Raw genomic sequence first — 24,920 nt, 5'->3', positions numbered from 1 at the left:
GTACCATAAATGCGGAGAAATTACGGTGAAACTACGGAGGAGCCATGGAGATAACATACAGTTGATACTAAACAATGCCCCTTCAATTAGGAATTTCATTATTATCCTGTCTTCTTTGTAACATAATTAGTTTTTTTGTAAGTTTGCAGCCATGAAACAGAACTGGTTTGTTATCTTATGCAACATTATTTTATTCTTCAGCCCTTGCGCAACTATCGCCCAAACGCAAGCACCGCAGAAGGATATCCCCGATTCCATACGCATCAGTCTGTTGACATGTGCCCCGGGCGGTGAAATCTATTATCTTTTCGGACATACTGCAATACGCTACGAAAACTTCACACATGGCATTGACGCCGTTTTCAATTACGGGATATTCGATTTCAACGCACCCTACTTCATCTTTCGCTTTGCCCTGGGAAGCACCGACTATCAATTGGGAGCCACAAACTATAAGCACTTTGCTTCCGAATATTATGCTTTGGGACGTGACGTCTGGCAACAGACGTTGAATCTCACACAAGATGAGAAAGAGAGACTTATAAGTCAGTTGGAGGACAACTATCAACCTGAGAACCGGGTGTATCGTTACAACTTTTTTTACGACAATTGCGCCACCCGTCCGCGCGACCAAATAGAGAGAGCTATTGATGGCACACTGCAATACGCTGACAACATGACTGATAGTAGTACGGGAATCACCTACCGAGACTTATTACACAAATATAGCGAAGGTCACTTATGGTCACGTTTAGGCATGGACCTGTGCATGGGAAGCAAAGCAGACAGGCCCATCAGCCGGAGAGAAATGATGTTCGTTCCCTTCAATGTGCAGGAGTATTTTAATGCCGCCCATATCATTGACAAGGAAGGAAAAGCCCGCCCATTGGTCACCTCTGAAGAGAAAATCGTGGTAACAGGAAAAACCGCCGCAGACTTCCAGACCGGAGGAATCACACCAGTGCAATCAGCCCTCTTATTATTGCTACTTGTCATCATCGCTACTTATTATGGGATTAGTCGAGGAAAAACACTGTGGGGAATTGATGCTATATTATTTGCCACCGCCGGAGCAGCAGGATGCATATTGGCTTTTCTAACTTTCTTCTCAGAGCATCCGGCAGTGAGCCCCAACTACCTGCTGTTCGTATTCCATCCACTACACATCTTCTGCCTTCCTTGCATGCTGAACAGAGTGCGAAAAAGAAAATTAAGCCGCTACATGCTGGGCAATCTTGTAACTTTAACTCTTTTTATAAGTTTTTGGGCGATAATTCCACAGAAATTCCCGATAGCCGTGCTACCTTTGGCACTGTGTTTGCTGATACGTTCTACAAGCAACCTTGTTCTCACATACAAACAAAAAGAATGAAAAAAGGACTGGTAACTTCCATACTTGCATTGACATTTATCGGTCTGCATGCTCAGCCACAGCCGGTACTGCCCAAGTTGATGGTAATGCTCACCATCGACCAACTGCGCACAGACTATATGGAAGCATTCTCGTCTCTTTACGGAGAAAAAGGATTCAAACGGCTGATGCATGAAGGCAGAGTATTCCGCCAGATAGAATTTCCATTCTGCGGAATAGACCGCGCTTCCGCCATTGCAGCCATCTACACAGGAAGTACGCCTTCCATCAACGGAATCATTGCCGAAAATTGGCTGGATGCCAACACACTGCGCCCGGTGAACTGCGTGGACGATTCCGGTTTTATGGGCAACTATACCGACGAAAGCAGCGCCCCTTCACAACTGCTGACCTCTACCCTGGCCGATGAACTGAAAATAGCCACGCGCAACAAGGGCTTGGTTTATGCCATCGCCCCTTTTCGTGACGCTGCTATCCTAAGCGCAGGACATGCCGGCAACGGAGCTTTCTGGCTCAATGAGAAAACAGGTAAGTGGTGTAGTACCACTTACTACAATGAGTTTCCTTGGTGGCTGAATCAATATAACGACAGGAAATCGCCCGACTACCGCATCAAAGACATGGTGTGGGTTCCGACACACCCCATCACCAGCTATACATTCCTACCAGAATGGAGAACGGAGCCCTTTAAATATAAGTTGGACAGCGAACGGAATAATAAATACCGGCGTCTGATTACAAGTCCCTTCATCAATGAAGAGGTCAATCTGCTCACTGAAGAACTGATAAACAAGAGCACCATAGGCCAGGATGAAACGCCCGACTTGCTGTCACTGACCTATTATGCCGGAAATTACAACCACCACAGCACACAAGAATGCGCTATGGAAATGCAAGATACCTATGTGCGGCTGGATCGCAGTATTTCCTCCTTACTGGACCTCATAGACCGTAAGATAGGTCTGCACAACGTACTCTTCTGCGTCACTTCCACCGGCTATACCGACCCGGAAGCTGCCGACCCGAATGTTTACCGCGTGCCCGGAGGAGAATTCCACATGAACCGTTGCTCCACCTTGCTGAATATGTATCTCATGGCGACTTATGGCGAAGGGCAGTATGTGGAGGCTTATTATAACCAACAGATTTACCTCAATCATAAACTCATTGAAAACAAGCAACTGAATCTCGCCGAGATACAAGAGAAAGCCGCAGGATTCCTCGTACAATTCAGTGGCGTGAATGAAGTATATTCCGCACAACGCTTGCTTTTGGGTCCTTGGTCACCTCAAACAGAACGCATACGTAACGGCTTCCACCGCAAACGTTCCGGTGACTTGCTGATTGAAGTGTTGCCGGGATGGACCATCATGCAGGAAAACAGCAATGACAACCGAATAATACGAACTGCTGATATTCCCGCCCCTCTCATCCTGATAGGCGGCGGCATAAAGGCAGAAACCATCCGCATACCTGTCAGCGTCAGTTGCATTGCTCCCACTCTGGCAAGTGTGATGCGCATCCGTGCCCCAAATGCCAGCACAGCCTCCCCTCTTAAATTCTAAGAAGAAGTTTCTCTTTTGCAGGTACAAATTACGCGGTTGCCATACATAGATCAAAACCTCAAACTGTGCTCATCCACGTAATACATGCCTGAAGATTCATAACCGGATCTGTAAAATAATCATTGTTAATTGTGTTATCTGCTGCAAAATCAGTAAATTTGCGCACAAAATCAAATCAGTAAATAATAATAAAAACTAATATATAATGGGATTCAATGAATTTTTAAGCTCGATTTTCGGCAATAAATCCACACGCGACATGAAAGAGATACAGCCGTGGGTGGAAAAAATCAAAGCCGCTTTTCCGGAAGTGGCCAAACTTGATAATGACGCTCTACGCGCCAAGACAGAAGAACTGAAAGCTTATATCCGCGATTCGGCCACCGAACAGCGAGCCAAAGTAGAGGAACTGAAAGCAAGTGTCGAAAACACCGAACTGGAACAGCGTGAAGATATCTTTAACCAGATTGACAAAATAGAAAAAGATATTCTGGAGATTTACGAAAAAGCATTGGACGAGGTACTCCCCGTAGCTTTCTCTATCGTAAAAGAAACAGCCAAACGCTTTGCCGAGAATGAAGAAGTGACTGTTACCGCCACAGAATTTGACCGCCAGCTTGCCGCAACCAAAGATTTCGTACGCATCGAGGACGACAAGGCTATCTACCGGAACCACTGGGTTGCCGGAGGCAACGACACGGTATGGAACATGATACATTACGATGTACAGTTATTCGGTGGCGTGGTATTGCATAAAGGTAAAATCGCAGAAATGGCGACAGGTGAAGGAAAGACACTGGTAGCTACCCTGCCGGTATTCCTGAATGCCCTCACCGGAAACGGTGTACACGTGGTGACAGTGAACGACTACCTGGCAAAACGTGACTCCGAATGGATGGGGCCTCTCTATATGTTCCACGGGCTGAGCGTGGATTGCATCGACAAGCATCAACCTAACTCCGATGCCCGCCGCAAAGCTTATATGGCCGACATCACTTTCGGTACAAACAATGAATTCGGCTTCGATTACCTTCGCGACAACATGGCTATCAGTCCGAAAGACTTGGTACAACGCCAGCACAACTATGCCATTGTCGATGAGGTGGACTCTGTATTGATTGACGATGCACGTACTCCGCTGATTATTTCCGGACCTGTTCCCAAAGGCGACGACCAACTCTTTGAGCAACTTCGCCCCCAGGTTGAACGTCTGGTAGAAGCCCAAAAAAAGCTGGCTACCCAATACCTTGCTGACGCCAAACGCCTGATTGTTTCAAACGACAAAAAAGAGGTGGAAGAAGGCTTCCTTGCCTTGTACCGCAGCCACAAATGCTTGCCAAAAAACAAAGCGTTAATCAAGTTCCTCAGTGAGCAAGGCATCAAAGCCGGCATGCTGAAGACTGAGGAAATCTACATGGAGCAGAACAACAAGCGTATGCACGAAGTGACAGACCCTCTGTTCTTCGTCATCGACGAAAAACTGAACAGTGTGGACTTGACGGACAAAGGTGTGGATCTGATAAGCGGCAACGCGGAAGATCCTACATTCTTCGTATTACCTGATATCACTGCCCAACTTTCTGAGCTGGAAAATGAAAAAGACCTGACAGATGAACAGCGCCTCGAAAAGAAAGATGCACTGATGACCAACTATGCTATCAAGAGCGAACGCGTACACACCATTAACCAGTTGCTGAAAGCTTACACTATGTTTGAGAAAGATGACGAATATGTAGTCATCGATGGGCAGGTGAAAATTGTGGATGAGCAAACCGGACGTATCATGGAAGGCCGCCGCTACTCCGATGGTCTGCATCAGGCTATCGAGGCCAAAGAAGGTGTAAAAGTAGAAGCCGCCACACAAACTTTTGCAACTATCACATTGCAGAACTACTTCCGTATGTATCACAAGCTGTCCGGTATGACCGGTACTGCCGAAACGGAAGCCGGCGAACTATGGGACATCTACAAACTGGATGTCGTGGTAATTCCGACTAACCGTCCGATAGCCCGTAATGACATGAATGACCGCGTTTATAAGACCAAGCGCGAAAAGTATAAGGCCGTTATCGAAGAAATAGAAAAGATGGTAGAAGCCGGACGTCCCGTCCTGGTAGGTACTACTTCCGTAGAGATCTCCGAAATGCTGAGCAAGATGCTGACTATGCGCAAAATAGAGCATAGTGTACTGAATGCCAAATTACACCAGAAAGAGGCGGATATTGTAGCCAAGGCCGGTCTGAGTTGCGCCGTAACCATTGCCACCAACATGGCAGGTCGTGGAACCGACATCAAACTGAGTCCGGAAGTGAAAGCTGCCGGCGGTCTTGCCATCATCGGTACAGAACGCCATGAAAGCCGTCGTGTGGACCGCCAGTTGCGTGGTCGTGCCGGACGTCAAGGAGATCCCGGATCTTCTGTATTTTTCGTATCGCTGGAAGACAATCTGATGCGTCTGTTTGCTTCTGACCGAATTGCCAGTGTAATGGATAAGCTCGGATTTAAGGAAGGAGAAATGATTGAAGCCAACATGATTTCCAAGTCCATCGAACGTGCCCAAAAGAAAGTGGAGGAAAATAACTTTGGTATCCGTAAACGTCTGCTGGAATACGATGATGTAATGAACAAACAGCGTACAGTAGTCTATACCAAACGTCGTCACGCCCTGATGGGTGAACGCATCGGCATGGATATTGTAAATATGATTTGGGATCGTTGTGCTGCCGCCATTGAGGCTCCCGATTATGAAAACTGCAAGATGGATCTGTTGCAAAACATTGCAATGGAAGCTCCTTTTACCGAAGAAGAATTCAGGAACGAAAAGAAAGAGAACCTTGCTGAAAAAACATTTGATGCCGCTATGGAACTCTTCAAACGCAAGACAGAGCGCATGGCACAGGTTGCCTATCCGGTAATCAAGCAAGTGTATGAAACTCAAGGCCACATGTATGAGAATATCCTTATTCCCATCACGGACGGTAAACGTATGTACAATATTTCTTGCAGCCTGAAAGCTGCTTACGAAAGCCAATGCAAGGAAGTTGTCAAATCGTTTGAGAAGTCTATCCTGCTGCACGTCATCGACGAGGCATGGAAAGAGAACCTGCGTGAACTGGATGATCTGAAACATTCCGTACAGAATGCAAGCTACGAACAGAAAGATCCGTTGCTGATTTACAAACTGGAATCCGTGAACCTTTTCGATGCGATGGTTGACAAAATCAACAACCAGACCATCTCTATCCTGATGCGCGGACAAATCCCGGTACAAGAGGCTCCGGCTGAAGCGCCTCAGGCTCCCCGTCAGGTAGAAGTTCGTCAGGCTGCCCCCGAACAGCGTCAGGACATGAGCAAGTATCATGAACAAAAAACCGATCTGAACGATCCGAACCAACAGGCTGCCGCTGCACAAGATACCAGAGAACAGCCCAAACGTGAACCGATCCGTGCAGAAAAGACAGTAGGGCGCAACGATCCTTGTCCTTGCGGAAGTGGCAAAAAGTATAAGAATTGCCACGGGAAAAATGCATAGATAAAGCAATGATATAATAAAGTGATAAAGTGACAGAGTGGCAACACTTATCACTTTATCACATTTTTTTAAAGTAAGAAACTATGGGCAAACATCACTATTGTCTGTTTTTGACAAGCATGCTGCTTTTGGGTAGTTGCCAAAGCGTAGAGCAACTGTCTATAGACTACATGCTTCCGGCAGAGGTCAGTTTTCCGTCTGCCCTGAAACGGGTAGCTGTCGTCAATAATATGCCGGAAACTCCCGACAACAAGATTATTATCAGCCAACAAGAAAAGAAAAAGAGTGAAAATGAGATAGCCCGACTCACCAATTATTACAACGGAAACGCAAAAGTAACAACCGAGGCTCTGGCAGAATCCTTAGCTAAGGAAAATTACTTTGATGAAGTAGTGATTTGTGATTCAGCTCTCCGCAGTAAAGACATTATTCCACGAGAAAGCACACTGAACCAAGAAGAAGTAGATGAACTTATCCGAAATCTGGGTGCAGACTTCCTTATAGCACTGGAAAATATACAGATGCGTGCTACCCGTAAAATCAGTTATATACCAGATTGGGGAGCTTTCCATGGAACAGTAGATGTAAAGGTATATCCCACTGTAAAAGTATATTTACCCAATCGTAAGGGAGCTATGGTCACTATAAACTGTAATGACAGTATCTTTTGGGAAGAAGTGGAAAGTGGAGAAGCATCCGTACGTGCCCGCCTTATCAGCGAAAGCAATATGATAAAGCAAGCCTCCGAATTTGCTGGAACTGTACCTGTAAAGTATCTCCTTCCTCACTGGAAAACAGCCAACCGTTACTTTTTCAGGGGAGGCTCCATAAACATGCGTGATGCTGCCGTATATGTCAAAGAAGGAAATTGGGCCGAAGCCATCAAACTGTGGAAAAAGGATATTGGGACAAAGAAAAAGAAACAGACAATGTACGCTGCCTATAACATAGCTTTGGGCTATGAAATGCAGGACAGTATAAATACAGCCACGGAGTGGGCACTCAAAGCACAAGCCATCGCCCACGAAATAGACAAAATTGACGAAAAGCAAAGCAAGGGAATCACTCTTGAATCTGTTCCCAATTATCTTTTCACAACCCTATTTGTAAACGAATTACAAGAAAGAAAAGAGGGCTTAATGCGCTTGAATGCCCAAATGAACCGATTCAAGGAGGACTAAATAAACGACGTTCTCCATTTTTTTCACTATTAATGTTTCGTTATTAATTATTTTCCCTACCTTTGAACAACTATTAAGAAAAAAAGACATTATGAAGCTCAGTCAATCGTCATTATCCCTCCTTGAGAGAACCATTAAGAAAGCAATCAGCAAATATACCTGTGGTTGTGAACAAACTATCGTAACGGACATTCATTTGCAACCTAACCAGAATTCCGGTGAATTGTCCATCTTCGACGATGAAGATGAGGAGCTGGCAAACGTAACAATTGAGGAATGGACTACATATGAAGGCGAAGACTTTTATGAAGATATAGAGCGAATCTTCTCTACTTTGCTTTGCAGCATGAAGAATGCAGGAGATTTCGAGAAGCTTACTATCCTGAAGCCATTCTCATTTGTATTGGTAGATGATGAAAAAGAAACACTTGCCGAACTTCTGTTGATAGATGATGACACTTTATTCTTGAATGACGAACTGCTGCAAGGACTGAATGAAGAATTGGATACTTTCCTGAAAGATTTGCTGGAGAAATAAAATCCTGAAAAAAGGATTTAAGCGAAGAAAGCTCCGGAACAAATGTTCCGGAGCTTTCTTTTCATATCATACTGCTATTTACGCCTTCCTCAGCGCAGCAATGCTTTCTTTCAGTGAGTTGATGATACTTTCTGCGTCCGCCTGCTTCTTACGTTCCATTTCGAGCACATTGGCAGGAGCGTTGTTCACAAACTTCTCGTTACCCAGTTTCTTCAGAACTCCTTGCAAGAAGCCTTCCTTATGTTTCAGCTCGGCCTCCATACGGGCTATTTCGACTTCCACATCAATCATGTTGCCCAGAGGCACGGCATATTCCGTTGTACCTACCATAAAGGCGGCAGCACCGTCAGCCTTAGCCTCAACTGCGGTTACGGCAGAAAGGTTACACATCTTCATAATGACAGCGTCGAAAGCCGCTACCGGATTCTCACCGACAACCTGCAGTTCCAATGCCTCTTTCTGGGCAATGTTCTTCTGCAAACGAATGGAGCGTACGTTACTGATAACTTCCTTCACCACTTCAAACTGCTGTACAAAGGCTTCATCCACTTCCGTCGACATGGAAATAGGACTTACCATAAGGCTCTCTCCGTCTTTACGGTCAACAATGTGCTGCCACAATTCTTCGGTGATGAACGGCATGAACGGATGCAACAGGTGCAACAGATTATCGAAGAAACCGATAGTCGTGTCATACACCTTCTTGTTGATAGGCTGACCGTAAGCAGGCTTAATCATTTCCAGATACCAGGAAGAGAACTCATCCCAGAAGAGTTTGTACACGGCCATTAACGCCTCGCTCAAACGATACTTGCCGAACAAGTCCGCCACTTCGGCAGCTACGACGTTCTGTTTGGAGTCGAACCAACGCATTGCCAGTTCGGCAGCTTCCGGCATAGCCACCTCGGAACTTACTTCCCAACCCTTAATAAGACGGAAAGCGTTCCATATCTTGTTGTTGAAGTTACGTCCCTGTTCGCAAAGCGCATCGTCAAAGAGGATGTCATTGCCGGCAGGAGCCGAAAGCATCATACCCATACGTACACCGTCGGCGCCGTAGGTGGCTATCAAATCCAGCGGGTCGGGCGAGTTGCCGAGTGACTTGGACATCTTGCGTCCCAGCTTGTCACGAACGATACCCGTGAAGTAAACGTTCTTGAACGGCATCTTGCCTTCATACTCATACCCCGCCATAATCATGCGCGCCACCCAGAAGAAGATGATGTCCGGCCCCGTCACGAGGTCGCTGGTGGGATAATAATAGTTGATTTCTTCGTTGCCCGGATTCAGGATGCCGTCGAACAAAGAGATGGGCCACAACCAAGAAGAGAACCAAGTGTCGAGGCAGTCCTCGTCCTGACGCAAATCCTCCGGTTTAAGGGCAGGATTTCCGGTCTTTTCCCGAGCCAGCTTCAAAGCCTCTTCGGGAGTGGCGGCTACCACATATCCGCCTTCCGGCAGGAAGTAAGCAGGAATACGGTGTCCCCACCACAACTGGCGGCTGATGCACCAGTCTTTGATGTTCTCCAACCAGTTCTTATACGTGTTCTTATATTTGGCAGGATAGAATTTCAACTCATCGTTCATTACCGGAGGCAGGGCCATATCGGCAAAGTGCTGCATCTTGAGGAACCATTGCATAGAGAGCTTCGGCTCGATTGCTACGCTGGTACGCTCGGAGAAGCCCACTTTGTTGGTATAGGCTTCCACTTTCTCCAGCAATCCGGCGTCCTGCAAGTCCTTCTCTATCTGCTCGCGCACATCGAAACGATCCATGCCGACATAGAGTCCGGCAGCTTCGCTCAGTGTACCGTTGTCATTGAAAATGTCGATAGTGGGCAGGTTGTATTTCTCGCCCAGCATATAGTCATTGACGTCGTGTGCAGGAGTCACCTTCAGACAGCCCGTACCGAATTCCACATCTACATAATCGTCCTGAATAACGGGAATAATGCGGTTCACCAATGGAACAATCACTTTCTTGCCCTTCAACCACTGGTTCTTCGGGTCGGCAGGATTGATACACATCGCCGTGTCACCCATGATTGTTTCGGGACGTGTAGTAGCCACTACAGCATAACGCTTGCCGGAAGCATCGCGGTGAACAACTTCGCCTTCGGCTCCCGTCTCGCCGGACATGTCATCATCGGCAACGTAATATCTCAGGTAGTACAGCTTACTGTGTTCTTCCTTGTAGATGACTTCTTCGTCGCTGAGGGCGGTGAGTGCTTTCGGATCCCAGTTCACCATACGCACGCCACGATAAATCAAGCCCTTGTTGTAAAGATCCACAAATACTTTGAGCACGCTTTCGCTGCGTTTCTCGTCCATGGTAAAGGCAGTACGATCCCAGTCGCAGGATGCACCCAGCTTGCGGAGCTGCTTTAGGATGATACCGCCGTGCTCGTCCGTCCACTCCCAGGCATGCTTCAAGAATTCGTCGCGTGTGAGGTCGGTCTTCTTGATGCCCTGCGCGGCAAGCTTATTCACCACCTTGGCCTCTGTGGCAATAGAGGCGTGGTCCGTGCCCGGAACCCAGCAGGCATTCTTACCCTCCATACGGGCGCGGCGCACCAAGATATCCTGAATGGTATTATTAAGCATGTGTCCCATGTGAAGCACACCTGTGACGTTGGGAGGCGGAATGACGACGGTGTAGGGTTCACGACCATCGGGTTTCGAACTGAATAATTTGTGGTCCAACCAATACTGATACCACTTTCCCTCCACGTCAGCGGGATTGTACTTACTTGCTAATTCCATGTTTCTAAAAGTCTATAATTTTGTTATAATGGGCGCAAAATTAATAAATTAATAGCTTTTTACGGCAAAAGCAATGAAAAGAATTATATACCTTTGCTCTACAAAAGCATTTTCCACAAGAAGAAAGCATAGTTTCTCCGGGAGGTAACGAGATTTACCTCTGAGGGTAACGAAATTTACCATAGGAGGAAAAGCTATTTAGAAAGGGGCGGAAAAGTATTTACCACAAAAGGGAAAGTGTTTACCACAGGAGGGAAAAGACAAAACAAAGGTATAGAGCTTATGATGAAACCGGATATTAGGATAATTGGAAGAAGGTTCAAAGGCGGTTTGCCGCTTCTGATATTTTTTTTGCTGCTTGTGTGGTTGGTGCAGACAGTACCCGGCTGGGGAGACAGCTATGCACAGCATGCGTATCCGTTCATCGCGCAAATTCTTTCGTCTTTCTCGCGCCTCATCCCTTTTGCCGTCGGCGACTTGTTCATTGCACTGAGCATTGCCGGCATACTGCTTTACCCCATCTATGCCCGTCTTTGCTTGAAAAGGAAGTGGAAGCGCATCTTGCTGAATAACGCCAAATATCTGGCGTGGGTGTATGTATGGTTCTATGCAGCATGGGGGCTGAACTATTCGCAAAAGAACTTTTACGAAAGAACCGGCATTCCCTACTCTGCCTATACGCCTGAAAGTTTTCAACGATTTGCAGACAACTATGTCAAGAAGCTGAATGCCTCTTATGCCAATGTCACGTCCATCAACGAGGCATTGGTTTGCCGAGAGAGCATACGGGGCTACAACCAAATCAGTTCTTCATTGGGTGTACATCGTCCCTTTCATCCCTCTCCCCGTGTAAAGACCATGCTTTTCACGCCACTCATCTCTATGGTGGGGGTCACAGGCAGTATGGGGCCCTTCTTCTGCGAGTTTACGCTGAACGGTGACTTGCTCCCCACACAATATCCGGCGACTTATGCCCACGAGCTTGCCCATCTGCTGGGCATCACCAGCGAGGCTGAAGCCAATTTCTATGCTTATCAGGTCTGCACCCGTTCGCAGTCACGCGGCATCCGCTTCAGCGGCTACTTTTCTGTCTTATCGCATGTACTCGGCAATGCCCGCCGACTGATGGACGAGAAAGAATATACAGCACTACTCGACCGCATCCGACCGGAAATCATCGAATTGGCAAGAAAGAACAGCGAATACTGGATGTCAAAATACAATCCTCTTATCGGAGATATTCAGGACCGGATATACGACCTCTATCTGAAAGGCAACCGGATAGAAAGCGGACGCAAGAATTACTCGGAAGTGGTGGGGCTGCTGATTTCTTACGAGAACAGTTGTACAAATCCTTGCTTATTGAACTGATAATACATTTCAATGCGTTCTTCCGTATCGTTCTCCAACAGAATTAAAAGTTCGCGTGCAAATTCCAATGTGGCGGAACCGTTGGCTGTCACTATACGCCCGTCGCTCACAGCCTGTTTGTTGACGTAACCGGCCTCATTGGTATAGTTTCCTCCACCCCACAGTTTTAGTTGTTCCACTCCATTGCCCGTGTGCTTTATATGGTTGAGGAAACCATGCTGAGCCATAAATGACGCACCATTGCAAATTGCACCGACTATAATTCCTTTGGCCATTGCTTTCTGCACAATGGGAACCACCGCCTCGGCAACTTCTGTCTTCCAGCCGTAGCCTCCAATCAGCACCAATGCCGCATAGTCTTCGGGCATGGTCTCCAGCGAATAATCGGGCAAAGTCCGGAATCCTCCGATAGACCGGACAGGCCGCATGGTAGCAGCCACTACCTTATTAATGTACTTGGGATGCTGCTTCATTGCCACCTCATCCGAGCTGATGGCCTGTGACAGATAAACAGCTTCGTGTGCGGCATATTCGTCAAGCAACACGTACAATACTTCGTTCTTCATCTTTCTATTTTCCTTATGGATAAAGTTATTTATGCAGATGCAAAGGTAATGCATTTAGCTCTTACTTCTTTCCGCATGAAGCTTTATTCCATCTCCTCTTCACAGTAATTGCACTACGGAAGTGCAGAATTTTCCATTTTTCTGCACTTCCGTAGTGCAATTATCCTATTTTTGCAGACAAATTCAATAGACCATGCATTCAAGAAAAGAACAAATGGAAGCCTTCGGACGCTTCCTCGACATACTCGACGAACTGCGAGTAAAATGTCCGTGGGACAGAAAACAGACCAACGAGAGCCTGCGCCCAAACACCATTGAAGAAACATACGAACTGTGTGACGCCCTGATGCGTGATGACAAGAACGATATCTGCAAAGAATTGGGCGATGTATTGTTACATGTAGCTTTCTATGCAAAGATAGGCAGCGAGACGGAAGACTTCGACATCAAGGATGTGTGCGACCACCTCTGCGAAAAACTGATTTACCGTCATCCGCACGTGTTCGGAGACGTGAAGGCAGAAACCGCCGGACAGGTGTCCGAAAATTGGGAGCAACTGAAGCTAAAGGAGAAGGATGGCAACAAGACTGTGCTAAGTGGTGTACCTGCCGCCCTGCCCTCACTCATCAAGGCTTATCGCATTCAAGACAAAGCACGCAATGTAGGCTTCGACTGGGAAGAGCGCGAGCAAGTGTGGGATAAAGTGAAAGAAGAAATTCAGGAGTTTCAGACCGAAGTGGCCAATATGGACAAGGAAAAAGCGGAAGCCGAATTCGGTGACGTAATGTTCAGCCTCATCAATGCCGCACGCCTCTATAAAATCAACCCAGACAATGCACTGGAATGCACCAACCAGAAGTTTATCCGCCGCTTCAACTATGTGGAGGCACACAGTATCAAGGAAGGAAAGAACCTGCACGACATGACTTTGGAAGAAATGGACAAGCTATGGAATGAGGCCAAAGCGCTGGAGCAAAAAAAATAGACCATCCAAACAGATGGTCCGTGCAACCTCAACAAGCGATCTGTTTTGTGCAAACAGACCATCTGTTTTTATTTTTCAACCGATTGTTTCCTTTCCGGTCCTCCTTTTCCCCTCGGTTGCATATTTCTCAGTAATTCACGATGAAACTTCATTTCTGCCTTCTGTATCAGATAAATCTTCTTGAAGGAAAGCATCTTCTTGAATTTATCAAAATAAGTCTTGTCCAGACGGTCGGAAGCCATGCGGGCATCATAGACGCCTTCCATTATCTCCTCATACTGAGCTTCGGTAGTGCTCTCATTCTTTCCTTTACGAATCAGCCCCCATGCCTCATCATTCAGTTGTTTCTTCCGATCCTGCAACTCAAAATAAAGCGGGAAAAATTTAGCGGCCTCCTCTTTCGTCAAACCTGCCTTCTCAGTGATATAGGCTTTCTGCTTAGCGCGAAATTCATCCTGCGTCAGACGCTGGTCACATCCGTCGGAAGCCCAAAGCAAGGGCATGACACCGCATACCATAATAAATAAAACGATCAGCTTTTTCATTGTTCTTTTCTTTCAGTTTAGTTCTTATCTTACTCTCCGTCAACATCTGCAAGATAAACGTATAGAGAATAGTCATCCATCATCGAATTATCCAGGGCCGTATTGATATATTCCACTTCCATATCCGTATCATCATTGGCCACACGATTCACAGCCGGAGTACGGTTCGAAGAGGCCATGCGGATAATCAACGCCGCACCGATAAACATGGCAGTCATATACAGCCACGGCCTTACTTTGGCCCACATTGCAGATTCTTTCTTCAGGACGGTAGGTTTTTCTTTCTCAGGAAGACGGTTCATCACCTCCGAAGCAAGTCCTTCAAAATAACCGTCAGGAATCCGGAAAGGGTTCTCCGTTCCTACCTTTTTCAGTATGTTATCCTCATCTTTCATAAGCGTTCTCCTTTCTGTTTGGTTAGACACTGTTTCATTGCAAAGGTTTAATACTCCTCACCCAAAAACTTCTCGATTTTTTTCACAGCATGGTGATAGGAAGCTTTCAAAGCCCCCACAGAGGTTCCAAAAATATCCGACATCTCCTCATACTTCATCTCCTGATAGTATTTCAGGTTGAATACCATCCGCTGTTTCTCCGGCAAAGAAAGCAGAGCTTTCTGCAAAGTCATCTGAGCCTTGTCTCCCGAAAAATAAGGATCGCTTTCCAATTTCTGAATCACGTCGGCTTCAGGATCATCCAATGACACCGTAGCCGCAGCTCGCTGCTTGTTTAGGAAAGTAAGGCATTCATTCAGGGCAATACGATAGAGCCACGTAGAAAGTTTAGCTTCCGCCCGGAAATAATCAATATTCATCCATGCCTTAATGAAAGTATTCTGAAGTAAATCATCAGCGTCTTCATGAGAAAGTACCATACGGCGGATTTGCCAATAAAGCTGTTCGCTATACCGGGCGACAATCATCTCAAATCCCCGCTTTTGTGTACTTTCGTCCTGCAAAAGGGCCAATACTTCACGTTCATTATAGGAAGGGTTCATATATTTTCTATACGCATTTGTTTATTAGACTGACAAAGATACTGAAAGTTTAATTTATATCGTCACACAAAGCGTTTCTTTGGCAAGTTGCGTATCTGCAAAGATGGAAGAAGCTTCTTGCAGCAGTGCACTTTCATCATCGTAGCGGGCAGAGAAATGCCCTATCAACAACTTCTTCACTCCGGCATCACGAGCTATCTGCGCTGCTTGGGCAGCCGTGGTATGAAAGGTTTCCTTGGCGCGGGATGCGTCTTCATTGGCAAAAGTAGCTTCGTGGAACAGTAAATCGACACCTCTTATCTGATCTGCAATAGAGGGCAAGTAAATGGTGTCCGAGCAATAGGCATAGCTGCGAGGCTGCTCCGAAGGGATTGTCAAACGATTATTAGGAATTGTTTCTCCTCCAGGCGTCACGTAGTCGGCCCCATTCTTTATGCGGTTCAGCTCATATACCGGCACTTGATAAAAATCCACCATCTCACGCAATATATGATTAGAGCGCCTCTTTTCTTCAAACAGGAAACCACAGCACGGCATACGATGACGTAAAGGGATGGTAGTCACCGTCAGCGAACGGTCTTCATAAATCATGGCAGGTTCTCTTGTATCAAACTCATGGAAAAGCACCTTATATGTCATCTGACGATTGAAGAAAGCCAACATTGGAACAAATAATGCTTCCAGCCCCTTCGGCGAATGAATATGCAATTCTGCCGTACGTCCCAAAAGATTGAGCGTGGAAATCAGTCCCGGCAACCCGAAGCAATGGTCACCATGCAAATGAGAAATAAAAATGTGAGTCAGCCGTGAGAACTTGAGGTGTGTTTTGCGAAATTGCAACTGTGCCCCCTCACCGCAATCTATCATAAACAATTTGTCGCGTACGTTCACTATCTGTGAAGTAGGGAAATGACGGGTAGTGGGCAATGCCGATCCGCAGCCGAGTATGTGTAAGTCAAATTTTTCCATGACAGCGCAAAGGTAGTATTTTTCTTCTTAATCCAATCTGTTCAAGAAGGGAAAAGAAAAGGACACCTGTTTACACAAGTGCCCTTCACCTTTTATTTATAGATAGAAGTTTGGATTACTTCTTTCCGGCTTCCATCTGTTCTTTCAAAGCAGCCAAAGCATCAATGTCACCCAAAGTGGTAGAAGCTGCCTGATTCTGAATGGAAGGAGTTTCTTCTCTCTTCGGAGAAGACTTCTTGGATGCCTTCTTCTCAGCTCTTTCCTCTGCCTTAGCTACATCTTCGAAGATGCGGCTGTGGGAAAGGATGATGCGCTTAGCGTCCTTGTTGAACTCGATAACTTTGAATTCGAGTTTCTCGTCCAACTGAGCTTGTGAACCATCTTCCTTAACCAAGTGCTTCGGAGTTGCAAAACCTTCTACACCGTAAGGCAGAGCTACAACAGCACCCTTATCCAGCATTTCGATGATAGTACCTTCGTGTACCGAACCTACTGTGAATACAGTTTCGAATACATCCCAGGGATTTTCTTCGAGTTGCTTGTGGCCGAGGCTCAAACGACGGTTTTCCTTATCGATTTCCAATACCTGTACGTCGATGTCTGCACCTATCTGAGTGAATTCTGAAGGATGTTTCACCTTCTTAGTCCAAGACAGGTCGGAGATATGAATCAAGCCATCTACACCTTCTTCGATTTCTACGAATACACCGAAGTTAGTGAAGTTGCGCACCTTAGCTGTGTGCTTAGAGCCAAGAGGATATTTCTCTTCGATAGTTTCCCAGGGGTCAGCCTTCAGTTGCTTGATGCCAAGAGACATCTTACGTTCTTCGCGGTCCAAAGTCAGAACTACTGCTTCAACTTCGTCACCTACCTTCATGAAGTCTTGTGCAGAGCGCAAATGTTGGCTCCAGGACATTTCTGATACGTGAATCAAGCCTTCAACACCTGCTGCGATTTCGATGAATGCACCGTAGTCAGCCATAACGACTACTTTACCCTTCACGTGGTCGCCTACCTTCAAGTTAGGATCGAGGGCATCCCACGGATGCGGAGTAAGTTGTTTCAAGCCCAGAGCGATACGCTTCTTCTCGTCGTCAAAATCAAGGATAACAACGTTGAGTTTCTGATCGAGTTCAACCACTTCTTTCGGATCGCTGACACGTCCCCAAGAAAGGTCTGTGATGTGAATCAAACCGTCTACGCCGCCCAGGTCGATAAATACACCATAGGAAGTGATATTCTTAACAGTACCTTCGAGGACTTGTCCTTTTTCGAGTTTACCGATGATTTCTTTTTTCTGCTGCTCCAATTCAGCTTCGATAAGAGCTTTATGGGATACAACAACATTCTTGAATTCCTGATTGATCTTGACAACCTTGAATTCCATAGTTTTGCCAACGAATACATCATAGTCACGGATAGGCTTAACGTCTATTTGAGAACCCGGCAAGAATGCTTCGATACCGAATACGTCAACAATCATACCACCCTTAGTGCGGCACTTAATGTAACCCTTGATAATTTCTTCATTTTCCAAAGCTGCGTTAACGCGATCCCAAGAACGGGTGGCACGAGCTTTGCGATGAGACAGGACCAACTGTCCTTTCTTGTCTTCCTGATTTTCAATATATACCTCTACGGTATCACCTACTTTCAGATCCGGATTGTAACGGAACTCACTCATCGGAATGATACCGTCTGATTTGTAACCGATGTTCACAACTACTTCACGCTTGTTCATTGCAATTACGGTTCCGTCAACTACCTCGCGGTCGTTAACTTTGTTCAGCGTAGTGTCATACGCTTTTTCCAAGTCTTCATGACTTGTGCTTGCTACGGATTCACCGTTCTCATAAGCATCCCAGTTGAAGTCTTCAATAGGAGCCACATTCTTTAAATTTTCCATTAATAATAATTTGTTTAACTCGTTAATTAAGTGAGACTTTATATTGATTCACATTAAATCGGGCGCAAAGATAAAAGTAATTTCTTGAAGTACAAAACAAAACAGCCAATCTTTCTATCATCCTTCTTTCTGAAATTCAGCCTTCATCACGATTGACATATGCCAGAGCCGCACCTATCGCTGTCCTGTATTCTGCATAAGGCGGTATATGAAAATGTACATGGTAAATGCTTTCCATTTTGGTAAATACTTCACGGCATTGCGGAAGCAGTGTAAGATTTCCAATCAGCACAAAATCTTTGACAGGACTATTCAAAGCCGCAAGCACGGCAGCTCCTCCAATTGTCTGAAGTACAGTATATATAATGCCGCAAGCAATATCTTCCGGCAAAGCATTGCTGTCTGCCTTACCGAATAAAGAGGCAGTGGCATTTACCGGCAAATCGGGCAACGCCGTATTACAAATATCACCGATCTGCAAATTTACACGAGTCACATCTCCCTTTACCGCCAAATCGGATATCTGATGAATATCATGAGTCTTTAACAATAAACGTGAAAGCCCCTGCAAAGTTCCACCGCCAATACCCATACCGCCGATATGCTCTATCTTGCCTCCGTCAATCCTCACGAAAGAAGTTCCCGTTCCCATACTGACCACAATCATCCGGTCTATATCCATGGCATACTGAGCCCCCAATCCATTAGCAAGAAATTCATCTGTTTTACAAGTAGGCAGACCGTACAAAGGTGAATTCACAAAAGCGCTCCCCACACCGGTCAGCATCACCTGTTCAATATCCGAGAGCTGAATGCCATTATCGTATATATACTTTCCGAATGCTCCAAACAAGGAAGTCACCGGATCAGTAGCAGTGATAAACATTGGAGATTTTATTTCTTCTCCACTGATCCCAACTATTTTTGTAGTGCTTCCACCGACATCTATTCCTATTACTATACCCATGATTTATTATAATATTTTGAAGTGCAAAGATAGAAATAAAAATATCATTTGTAAAAAAGAGTTTATCTGTTAAACAGCTCGAACGTGAACTTACAACCGATTTCCTGATATTTCCAATTGGCAAAACTGGCAAACAATCCAAAGTCAAAGACGTGTGTACCTATACCATATCCAACTTCAATGTAAGGCTTCAAATGAGGAACAGCCAAAGCATTCAGATACAAACGTTCATTCAGTACATATTGAGTATATTTCATCAAATGCCGTAACAAAAGGAAAGGAGCCTCATAAGTGAGATGTCCACGCAAATATTTACGGGAAGAATTATACCAACGTCCATCGAGTAACTGAAACACTCCTCCGATGTCATCATTCCATCCCATAGGCAGATTAGAACGGCGTAAGTTAGCGAAATCCACGAAATAAAGTTCCTTTTGATTGGTAAATGCCCCCCAGCCGAAACGCCAGTAAAGGTCACGCATCAATCCCAAAGGAATCTGATGTTGTAAATCCACTTCTATTCGCTCATACGAACCACTACTATGAAACACTCCACTTATGCCCCGTTCCCAATCCACAGAAATAGAGGGATACTTAGAATGCAAGTTCACCTTACGGTTCCCTTTCATATAATAATACTGCCCCGGAGTCCATGAAACGGTGACACGAGGTGCAAAACTATTATATGTATGACGGAACTTATTCAAGATATTAGGATCAAAATTAGGAAAGAACAAAGATCCGCCATCAGAAGTCAGTGTCGATTTCGTTGGTGGCATGACTGGATAATTCGGAACAAACTTGGAACGTTCCACTTCCGTACGTCTGTGCATAGAAAGTCCGACCTCCACAGTCAAACCGTTAACAATCTCCCAGCTATGACGAACATTCAGGTACAAATCTTTGAAATAGTCCAAATGTATCTGATTGAAGTCGAAAAGACTGTCAGGAATGGCTTTCAGGTCATCCAGCACATCACTGCTATAAATACGGTTGCCGTTACCGAAATCAATATGCAGAGCTGCCCGCTTACGGGGCCAATAATCAAAATCGACACCCACCTGCCAATAGAACTCCCTTTCTTTAAAATCATAGCCAATCCTGGGAACAACACGCAGCAGACGGTCACCCCTAAACAAACGATTATACTTAAACTCTTGCCGGTATGAAAAACCGCCTCCGCTATAACTCAGCAAAAACGGATTTACCAACGGTGAACACCGCACGCTTCCCATCTTTGCAAGATCCACCGTATAACGGCTGATAAGCGCATCACCAACCTGCCCCCAAAACTCCAGATTCTTGTTCTTCGGTTTTTTTTTCACCAAAAGAGTATCACGCCGCAGAAAAAAATCCTGATATAAAGTATCTTCATGAGAAGACAAGGGAATAGGACGTATTTCATTAAAATAAGCAGTATCACGGAGTAGAGCATTTGTATCGCTGCGCAATGTATAAGAATCTGATAAATCGTATTTTTTTTTCTCTCTCCCCTCCCGTGCCTGAGAGAGATTTCTCTGGTGTATGCTTTTATAATCAAGCACTGCCGTATAGTTGCCATTTATCAAATTACCCAAAAAACGGAAAGAGGCATCTACATCATAATGTACAGGAAGAAACTCATCCGACTCACCCACATTTCCCATTTGCACCAAATTATTGAATCGTAATATTTCATTGCGTCCGGCGAACCTCATCTCCCTGATACTCCATACATTATCACTGACCACCATATACCCTCCCACGAGCTGAAAGCTTTTATTTTTCGGCATAAAACGGATTTTATAACGAAGATCGTGTTTTTCTCCCATCACTGTATCAATGCGATAAGTATAATATTTCTTTGCATTGGGAGCCAATGGAGAAAGCAGCTTATCATATAATAAGGTAGCCGAATAGATGTTTATATGAAAATATTCAGGAAGCCGTCCGTCCAATTCCCAAAATTCGGAAGCAGTACCGACACTTGCCTTAATCTTCTGGTCATAAATATTAGGAGACGTAAAATGCAGATCACTATAAGTCTCCATCATATATTCTCTCACTCCTTTACGGATACGAAACATAGAAGGAATGAAACGAAGTATATGATTTTTCTTCCGGATATTTACCCTACCTTTTATATATAATTCCGCTTTGTAATTATCTATGATACGTTCATAAAAAGGAGCATAAAAAATAACTTTGTCCATTATCGAATCAGCCGAACGCACCTGTATATCCTTAGGATAGGATACACATGCCGCACCTACCTCTTGCCATACCGGCAAGAGGTAACAAATCCAAATCCATATAAACAAGAGACGTTCCAACCGTAATATTTCTTTTATAGCTTGGGGCAAATATAAGAAAAAATGAGTATTACTTCATTCTACAATTAACTTATGTTTTGCAGTGCCTGTTTTTTATTAATCAGGTAGAAATATCACGGATAGTTTCAACAAAGAACACACTCTTATTCAAAAAACAAAAAAATAGGCCAATACCTCATTTTCAGAGGGGGTATTCCAAGAAAAACAATATATTTTTTCAATAATACCCCCATAAAACAAGGGGTAATTCAGAAAAAACATATAATTTTGCGCCCAACAACCAATAAAAGAAGAGACTCATATGTCAAAAATGCGATTTTTTGCTTTACAGGAGCTTGCCAATAGGCGACCTCTTGAAGTCACTACCCCTTCAAACAAATTGTCCGACTACTATGGCAGTCATGTTTTCGACCGTAAAAAGATGCAAGAATATCTGCCTAAGGAGGCCTACAAAGCCGTGACAGACGCCATCGAAAAAGGAACTCCCATTAATCGTGAAATTGCAGACTTGATAGCCAACGGCATGAAAAGCTGGGCTAAATCACTCAATGTAACCCACTACACTCACTGGTTTCAACCTTTAACAGACGGAACCGCCGAAAAGCATGACGGCTTCATCGAATTCGGTGAAGGTATGGAAATCATCGAACGCTTTTCCGGCAAATTACTTATCCAACAAGAACCGGACGCATCTTCGTTTCCTAACGGAGGTATAAGAAACACATTCGAAGCCAGAGGATATACGGCATGGGATGTTTCCTCTCCGGCTTTCGTAGTAGAGAGTACCCTCTGTATCCCCACTATCTTTATTTCTTATACAGGTGAGGCGCTCGATTATAAAACGCCACTACTCAAAGCCTTGGCCGCCGTGGATAGAGCCGCAACAGACGTATGCCAGTTATTTGATAAAAATATAACGCGTGTCTATACTAACTTAGGCTGGGAACAAGAATATTTTCTGGTTGACTCAGCTCTATATAATGCTCGCCCTGACCTTTGCCTTACAGGACGTACCTTAATGGGACACTCTTCCGCTAAGGATCAACAACTGGAAGACCATTATTTTGGTTCCATCCCTCCACGTGTGACAGCTTTCATGAAAGAATTGGAAATTGAATGCCATAAATTGGGTATTCCGGTCAAGACGCGCCATAATGAAGTAGCACCCAATCAATTTGAACTGGCTCCTATTTTTGAAAACGCAAACCTCGCCAATGATCACAACCAGTTGGTAATGGATTTAATGAAACGTATCGCCCGCAAACATAATTTTGCAGTATTGCTACACGAAAAACCTTATAGCGGAGTAAATGGTTCGGGTAAACACAATAATTGGTCGCTTTGCACCGACACAGGCATCAATCTTTTTGCCCCAGGCAAGAATCCGAAAGGGAATATGCTGTTCCTCACTTTCCTCGTAAATGTCCTAATGATGGTTTATAAAAACCAAGATTTACTTCGCGCATCTATTGTCAGCGCCGGAAACAGCCACCGTTTAGGCGCCAATGAAGCCCCGCCTGCCATCTTGTCCATATTCTTAGGCAAACAATTGTCTTCCATTCTCGACGAAATAGCGCGTCAGGTAAGCAACAGTAAAATGACTGCTGAAGAAAAGACTACACTGAAGTTAGGTATCGGACGAATTCCGGAAATTTTACTCGACACTACCGATCGCAACCGTACATCACCGTTTGCATTTACCGGCAATCGCTTTGAATTCCGCGCCGCCGGCTCATCCGCCAATTGCGCTGCCGCCATGATTGCCATTAATGCCTCCATGGCCAATCAGTTGAACGAATTCAAGATTGCCGTTGACAAACTGATGGAAGAAGGAGTGGGAAAGGATGAAGCCATTTTCCGCATACTCAAAGAAACAATCCTTAATTCCGAACCTATCCGTTTTGAAGGTGACGGCTACTCAGAACAATGGAAAGAAGAGGCTGCCCGCCGCGGACTGACCAACATATGCCATGTCCCTGAAGCCTTGATGCATTACATGGATAATCAGTCACGTTCCGTACTGATCGGCGAACACATCTTCAATGACACGGAACTTGCCTGCCGTCTGGAAGTAGAATTGGAGAAATACACAATGAAAGTACAAATTGAAAGCCGCGTATTGGGTGACCTTGCCATCAATCATATTGTGCCGACTGCCGTTATTTATCAAAATCGTCTATTGGACAATTTGCGCGGCTTACGTGAAACCTTTTCTCCTGAAGAATATGACATACTCAGCGCTGACCGCAAAGAACTCATCCGTGAAATTTCTCGACGGGTTACAGCCATAAAGATATTAGTACATGACATGACCGAAGCCCGCAAAGTAGCCAACCACATGGATAACTACAAGGACAAAGCATTCGCTTATGAAGAAAACGTCCGCCCATTCCTGGAAAGCATACGTGACCATATAGATCACCTTGAGATGGAAATAGACGATGAAATCTGGCCCTTGCCCAAATACAGGGAATTGCTATTCACTAAATGAAAATTTGGCGACAGAGAATCGATAGAGCCTCTTCCCTTATAAGGGAAGACGGCTCTACTTAAATATCCATTTCCTATATCTTTTTGACACATTTGTGTAATATTTAATTTTTTCTTTTTACATTTGTGCTGTATAACACAGTTTTGCAGCATTTATGGTAAAAATAAACATGTCTGATATCAATGTTCCGGAGTTGATTGCCGATATATGGGCCCCTTTAAACGAAGAACAAAGGGAGTTCCTTGCCAACCATTTCGCACTTCAGAACTATAAAAAAAACGAGGTTATCCATTGTGAAGGCGAAACGCCTACCCATTTGATGTGCCTGTTGAACGGAAAAGTCAAAATTTACAAAGACGGTGTAGGTGGAAGAAGCCAAATTATCCGCATGATTAAACCTGTGGAATATTTCGGCTACCGTCCATATTTTGCAAAAACAGATTATGTTACCGCAGCATCAGCATTCGAACCTTCCCTCGTCTGTCAAATACCTATGACCGCCCTCATGACATTGCTGACGCAAAACAATGACCTGGCCATGTTCTTCATTAAACAACTGTCCATTGATTTGGGTATCGCAGATGAACGTACCGTGAACCTAACTCAAAAGCACATTCGCGGGAGATTGGCCGAATCCCTAATTTTTCTCAAAGAAAGCTACGGACTGGAAGAAGACGGTTCTACCCTAAGCATTTATCTTTCCCGTGAAGATTTAGCCAATTTGTCGAACATGACAACGTCCAATGCTATCCGTACACTATCGCAATTCGCCACAGAACGGTTAATAACTATTGATGGACGTAAAATCAAAATCATTGATGAAGAAAAACTAAAGAAAATAAGCAAAATAGGATAAAAAG

Annotated in this window: 18 protein-coding genes; 9 read left to right on the top strand and 9 right to left on the bottom strand. The window is 44.9% G+C overall.

What is annotated here, in order from left to right:
* Positions 1 to 151 precede the first annotated feature (151 nt).
* The 5 genes from lnb (at position 152) to BACHE_RS07650 (ending at position 8,188) form a co-directional block, all read left to right on the top strand.
* Positions 152 to 1,372, top strand: coding sequence for a lipoprotein N-acyltransferase Lnb (lnb, locus tag BACHE_RS07670; protein ID WP_013547130.1), 1,221 nt, complete (start codon positions 152 to 154; stop codon positions 1,370 to 1,372).
* A complete protein-coding gene (locus BACHE_RS07665) occupies positions 1,369 to 2,937 on the top strand; it encodes an alkaline phosphatase family protein (protein ID WP_013547129.1) in 1,569 nt (522 codons plus the stop codon). Before lnb ends, BACHE_RS07665 begins: the two co-directional genes overlap by 4 nt.
* 205 nt (positions 2,938 to 3,142) lie before the next feature.
* On the top strand, positions 3,143 to 6,469 hold the full coding sequence (gene secA, locus BACHE_RS07660; protein ID WP_013547128.1) for a preprotein translocase subunit SecA: 3,327 nt from the start codon (positions 3,143 to 3,145) through the stop codon (positions 6,467 to 6,469).
* Between the two features lie 83 nt (positions 6,470 to 6,552).
* Positions 6,553 to 7,650: a DUF6340 family protein gene (locus tag BACHE_RS07655; RefSeq protein ID WP_013547127.1), complete on the top strand. Its 1,098-nt coding sequence runs from the start codon at positions 6,553 to 6,555 to the stop codon at positions 7,648 to 7,650.
* A 91-nt stretch (positions 7,651 to 7,741) separates the two neighbouring features.
* Complete coding sequence (locus BACHE_RS07650; protein ID WP_013547126.1) at positions 7,742 to 8,188, top strand: hypothetical protein; 447 nt, start codon at positions 7,742 to 7,744, stop codon at positions 8,186 to 8,188.
* A 78-nt stretch (positions 8,189 to 8,266) separates the two neighbouring features.
* Here BACHE_RS07650 and BACHE_RS07645 read toward each other — a convergent pair whose 3' ends face one another.
* On the bottom strand, positions 8,267 to 10,951 hold the full coding sequence (locus BACHE_RS07645; protein ID WP_013547125.1) for a valine--tRNA ligase: 2,685 nt from the start codon (positions 10,949 to 10,951) through the stop codon (positions 8,267 to 8,269).
* Positions 10,952 to 11,236: 285 nt separating this feature from the next.
* Between BACHE_RS07645 and BACHE_RS07640 the strand changes: the two genes are divergently transcribed.
* Complete coding sequence (locus BACHE_RS07640) at positions 11,237 to 12,322, top strand: DUF3810 domain-containing protein (protein ID WP_041579739.1); 1,086 nt, start codon at positions 11,237 to 11,239, stop codon at positions 12,320 to 12,322.
* On the opposite strand, the gene BACHE_RS07635 is transcribed toward BACHE_RS07640, so the two are convergent.
* Complete coding sequence (locus BACHE_RS07635; protein ID WP_013547122.1) at positions 12,283 to 12,888, bottom strand: DJ-1/PfpI family protein; 606 nt, start codon at positions 12,886 to 12,888, stop codon at positions 12,283 to 12,285. The two genes, BACHE_RS07640 and BACHE_RS07635, sit on opposite strands and share 40 nt — an antisense overlap.
* Before the next feature lie 193 nt (positions 12,889 to 13,081).
* On the opposite strand from BACHE_RS07635, the gene mazG reads away from it, so the two are divergent.
* Positions 13,082 to 13,873: a nucleoside triphosphate pyrophosphohydrolase gene (gene mazG, locus BACHE_RS07630; RefSeq protein ID WP_013547121.1), complete on the top strand. Its 792-nt coding sequence runs from the start codon at positions 13,082 to 13,084 to the stop codon at positions 13,871 to 13,873.
* Positions 13,874 to 13,941: 68 nt separating this feature from the next.
* Here mazG and BACHE_RS07625 read toward each other — a convergent pair whose 3' ends face one another.
* From BACHE_RS07625 to BACHE_RS07595, 7 genes are all read right to left on the bottom strand, one after another.
* A complete protein-coding gene (locus BACHE_RS07625; RefSeq protein ID WP_013547120.1) occupies positions 13,942 to 14,418 on the bottom strand; it encodes a hypothetical protein in 477 nt (158 codons plus the stop codon).
* 29 nt (positions 14,419 to 14,447) lie between these two features.
* Positions 14,448 to 14,813 (bottom strand): hypothetical protein, encoded by a 366-nt coding sequence (locus BACHE_RS07620; protein WP_013547119.1) that lies wholly within the window; start codon positions 14,811 to 14,813, stop codon positions 14,448 to 14,450.
* Between the two features lie 47 nt (positions 14,814 to 14,860).
* Positions 14,861 to 15,415: an RNA polymerase sigma factor gene (locus BACHE_RS07615; RefSeq protein ID WP_013547118.1), complete on the bottom strand. Its 555-nt coding sequence runs from the start codon at positions 15,413 to 15,415 to the stop codon at positions 14,861 to 14,863.
* 54 nt (positions 15,416 to 15,469) lie between these two features.
* Entirely contained in the window at positions 15,470 to 16,384 is a 915-nt protein-coding gene (locus BACHE_RS07610; protein WP_013547117.1) for a ribonuclease Z, read from the bottom strand.
* Positions 16,385 to 16,499: 115 nt separating this feature from the next.
* On the bottom strand, positions 16,500 to 18,290 hold the full coding sequence (gene rpsA / locus BACHE_RS07605) for a 30S ribosomal protein S1 (RefSeq protein WP_013547116.1): 1,791 nt from the start codon (positions 18,288 to 18,290) through the stop codon (positions 16,500 to 16,502).
* 136 nt (positions 18,291 to 18,426) lie between these two features.
* Entirely contained in the window at positions 18,427 to 19,257 is an 831-nt protein-coding gene (gene coaW, locus BACHE_RS07600; protein ID WP_013547115.1) for a type II pantothenate kinase, read from the bottom strand.
* A gap of 62 nt (positions 19,258 to 19,319) precedes the next feature.
* Complete coding sequence (locus BACHE_RS07595) at positions 19,320 to 21,569, bottom strand: DUF5686 family protein (protein ID WP_013547114.1); 2,250 nt, start codon at positions 21,567 to 21,569, stop codon at positions 19,320 to 19,322.
* Positions 21,570 to 21,870: 301 nt separating this feature from the next.
* Here BACHE_RS07595 and BACHE_RS07590 point away from each other — a divergent pair, with 301 nt between their 5' ends.
* Together BACHE_RS07590 and BACHE_RS07585 are read left to right on the top strand one after the other, a co-directional pair.
* Positions 21,871 to 24,060, top strand: a complete 2,190-nt coding sequence (locus BACHE_RS07590; RefSeq protein ID WP_013547113.1) for a glutamine synthetase III family protein — start codon at positions 21,871 to 21,873, stop codon at positions 24,058 to 24,060.
* A 154-nt stretch (positions 24,061 to 24,214) separates the two neighbouring features.
* The gene (locus BACHE_RS07585) at positions 24,215 to 24,916 is read left to right on the top strand and encodes a Crp/Fnr family transcriptional regulator (RefSeq protein WP_041579262.1); all 702 of its coding nucleotides are present in this window, start codon (positions 24,215 to 24,217) and stop codon (positions 24,914 to 24,916) included.
* Positions 24,917 to 24,920 lie beyond the last annotated feature (4 nt).

The organism is Bacteroides helcogenes P 36-108 (assembly GCF_000186225.1).
GTDB classification, from domain to species: domain Bacteria; phylum Bacteroidota; class Bacteroidia; order Bacteroidales; family Bacteroidaceae; genus Bacteroides; species Bacteroides helcogenes.
The sequence above is the reverse complement of the archived record's forward strand: the minus strand, read 5'-3'. Positions and strand labels throughout refer to the sequence as shown.

Coding starts and splice junctions, on each gene's coding strand:
- BACHE_RS07585 (WP_041579262.1), top strand. CDS start 24,215: ATGGTAAAAATAAACATGTCTGATATCAATGTTCCGGAGTTGATTGCC.
- rpsA (WP_013547116.1), bottom strand. CDS start 18,290: ATGGAAAATTTAAAGAATGTGGCTCCTATTGAAGACTTCAACTGGGAT.
- coaW (WP_013547115.1), bottom strand. CDS start 19,257: ATGGGTATAGTAATAGGAATAGATGTCGGTGGAAGCACTACAAAAATA.
- BACHE_RS07620 (WP_013547119.1), bottom strand. CDS start 14,813: ATGAAAGATGAGGATAACATACTGAAAAAGGTAGGAACGGAGAACCCT.
- BACHE_RS07625 (WP_013547120.1), bottom strand. CDS start 14,418: ATGAAAAAGCTGATCGTTTTATTTATTATGGTATGCGGTGTCATGCCC.
- BACHE_RS07615 (WP_013547118.1), bottom strand. CDS start 15,415: ATGAACCCTTCCTATAATGAACGTGAAGTATTGGCCCTTTTGCAGGAC.
- BACHE_RS07610 (WP_013547117.1), bottom strand. CDS start 16,384: ATGGAAAAATTTGACTTACACATACTCGGCTGCGGATCGGCATTGCCC.
- BACHE_RS07590 (WP_013547113.1), top strand. CDS start 21,871: ATGTCAAAAATGCGATTTTTTGCTTTACAGGAGCTTGCCAATAGGCGA.
- BACHE_RS07640 (WP_041579739.1), top strand. CDS start 11,237: ATGAAACCGGATATTAGGATAATTGGAAGAAGGTTCAAAGGCGGTTTG.
- BACHE_RS07635 (WP_013547122.1), bottom strand. CDS start 12,888: ATGAAGAACGAAGTATTGTACGTGTTGCTTGACGAATATGCCGCACAC.
- BACHE_RS07650 (WP_013547126.1), top strand. CDS start 7,742: ATGAAGCTCAGTCAATCGTCATTATCCCTCCTTGAGAGAACCATTAAG.
- lnb (WP_013547130.1), top strand. CDS start 152: ATGAAACAGAACTGGTTTGTTATCTTATGCAACATTATTTTATTCTTC.
- BACHE_RS07645 (WP_013547125.1), bottom strand. CDS start 10,951: ATGGAATTAGCAAGTAAGTACAATCCCGCTGACGTGGAGGGAAAGTGG.
- secA (WP_013547128.1), top strand. CDS start 3,143: ATGGGATTCAATGAATTTTTAAGCTCGATTTTCGGCAATAAATCCACA.
- BACHE_RS07655 (WP_013547127.1), top strand. CDS start 6,553: ATGGGCAAACATCACTATTGTCTGTTTTTGACAAGCATGCTGCTTTTG.
- mazG (WP_013547121.1), top strand. CDS start 13,082: ATGCATTCAAGAAAAGAACAAATGGAAGCCTTCGGACGCTTCCTCGAC.
- BACHE_RS07665 (WP_013547129.1), top strand. CDS start 1,369: ATGAAAAAAGGACTGGTAACTTCCATACTTGCATTGACATTTATCGGT.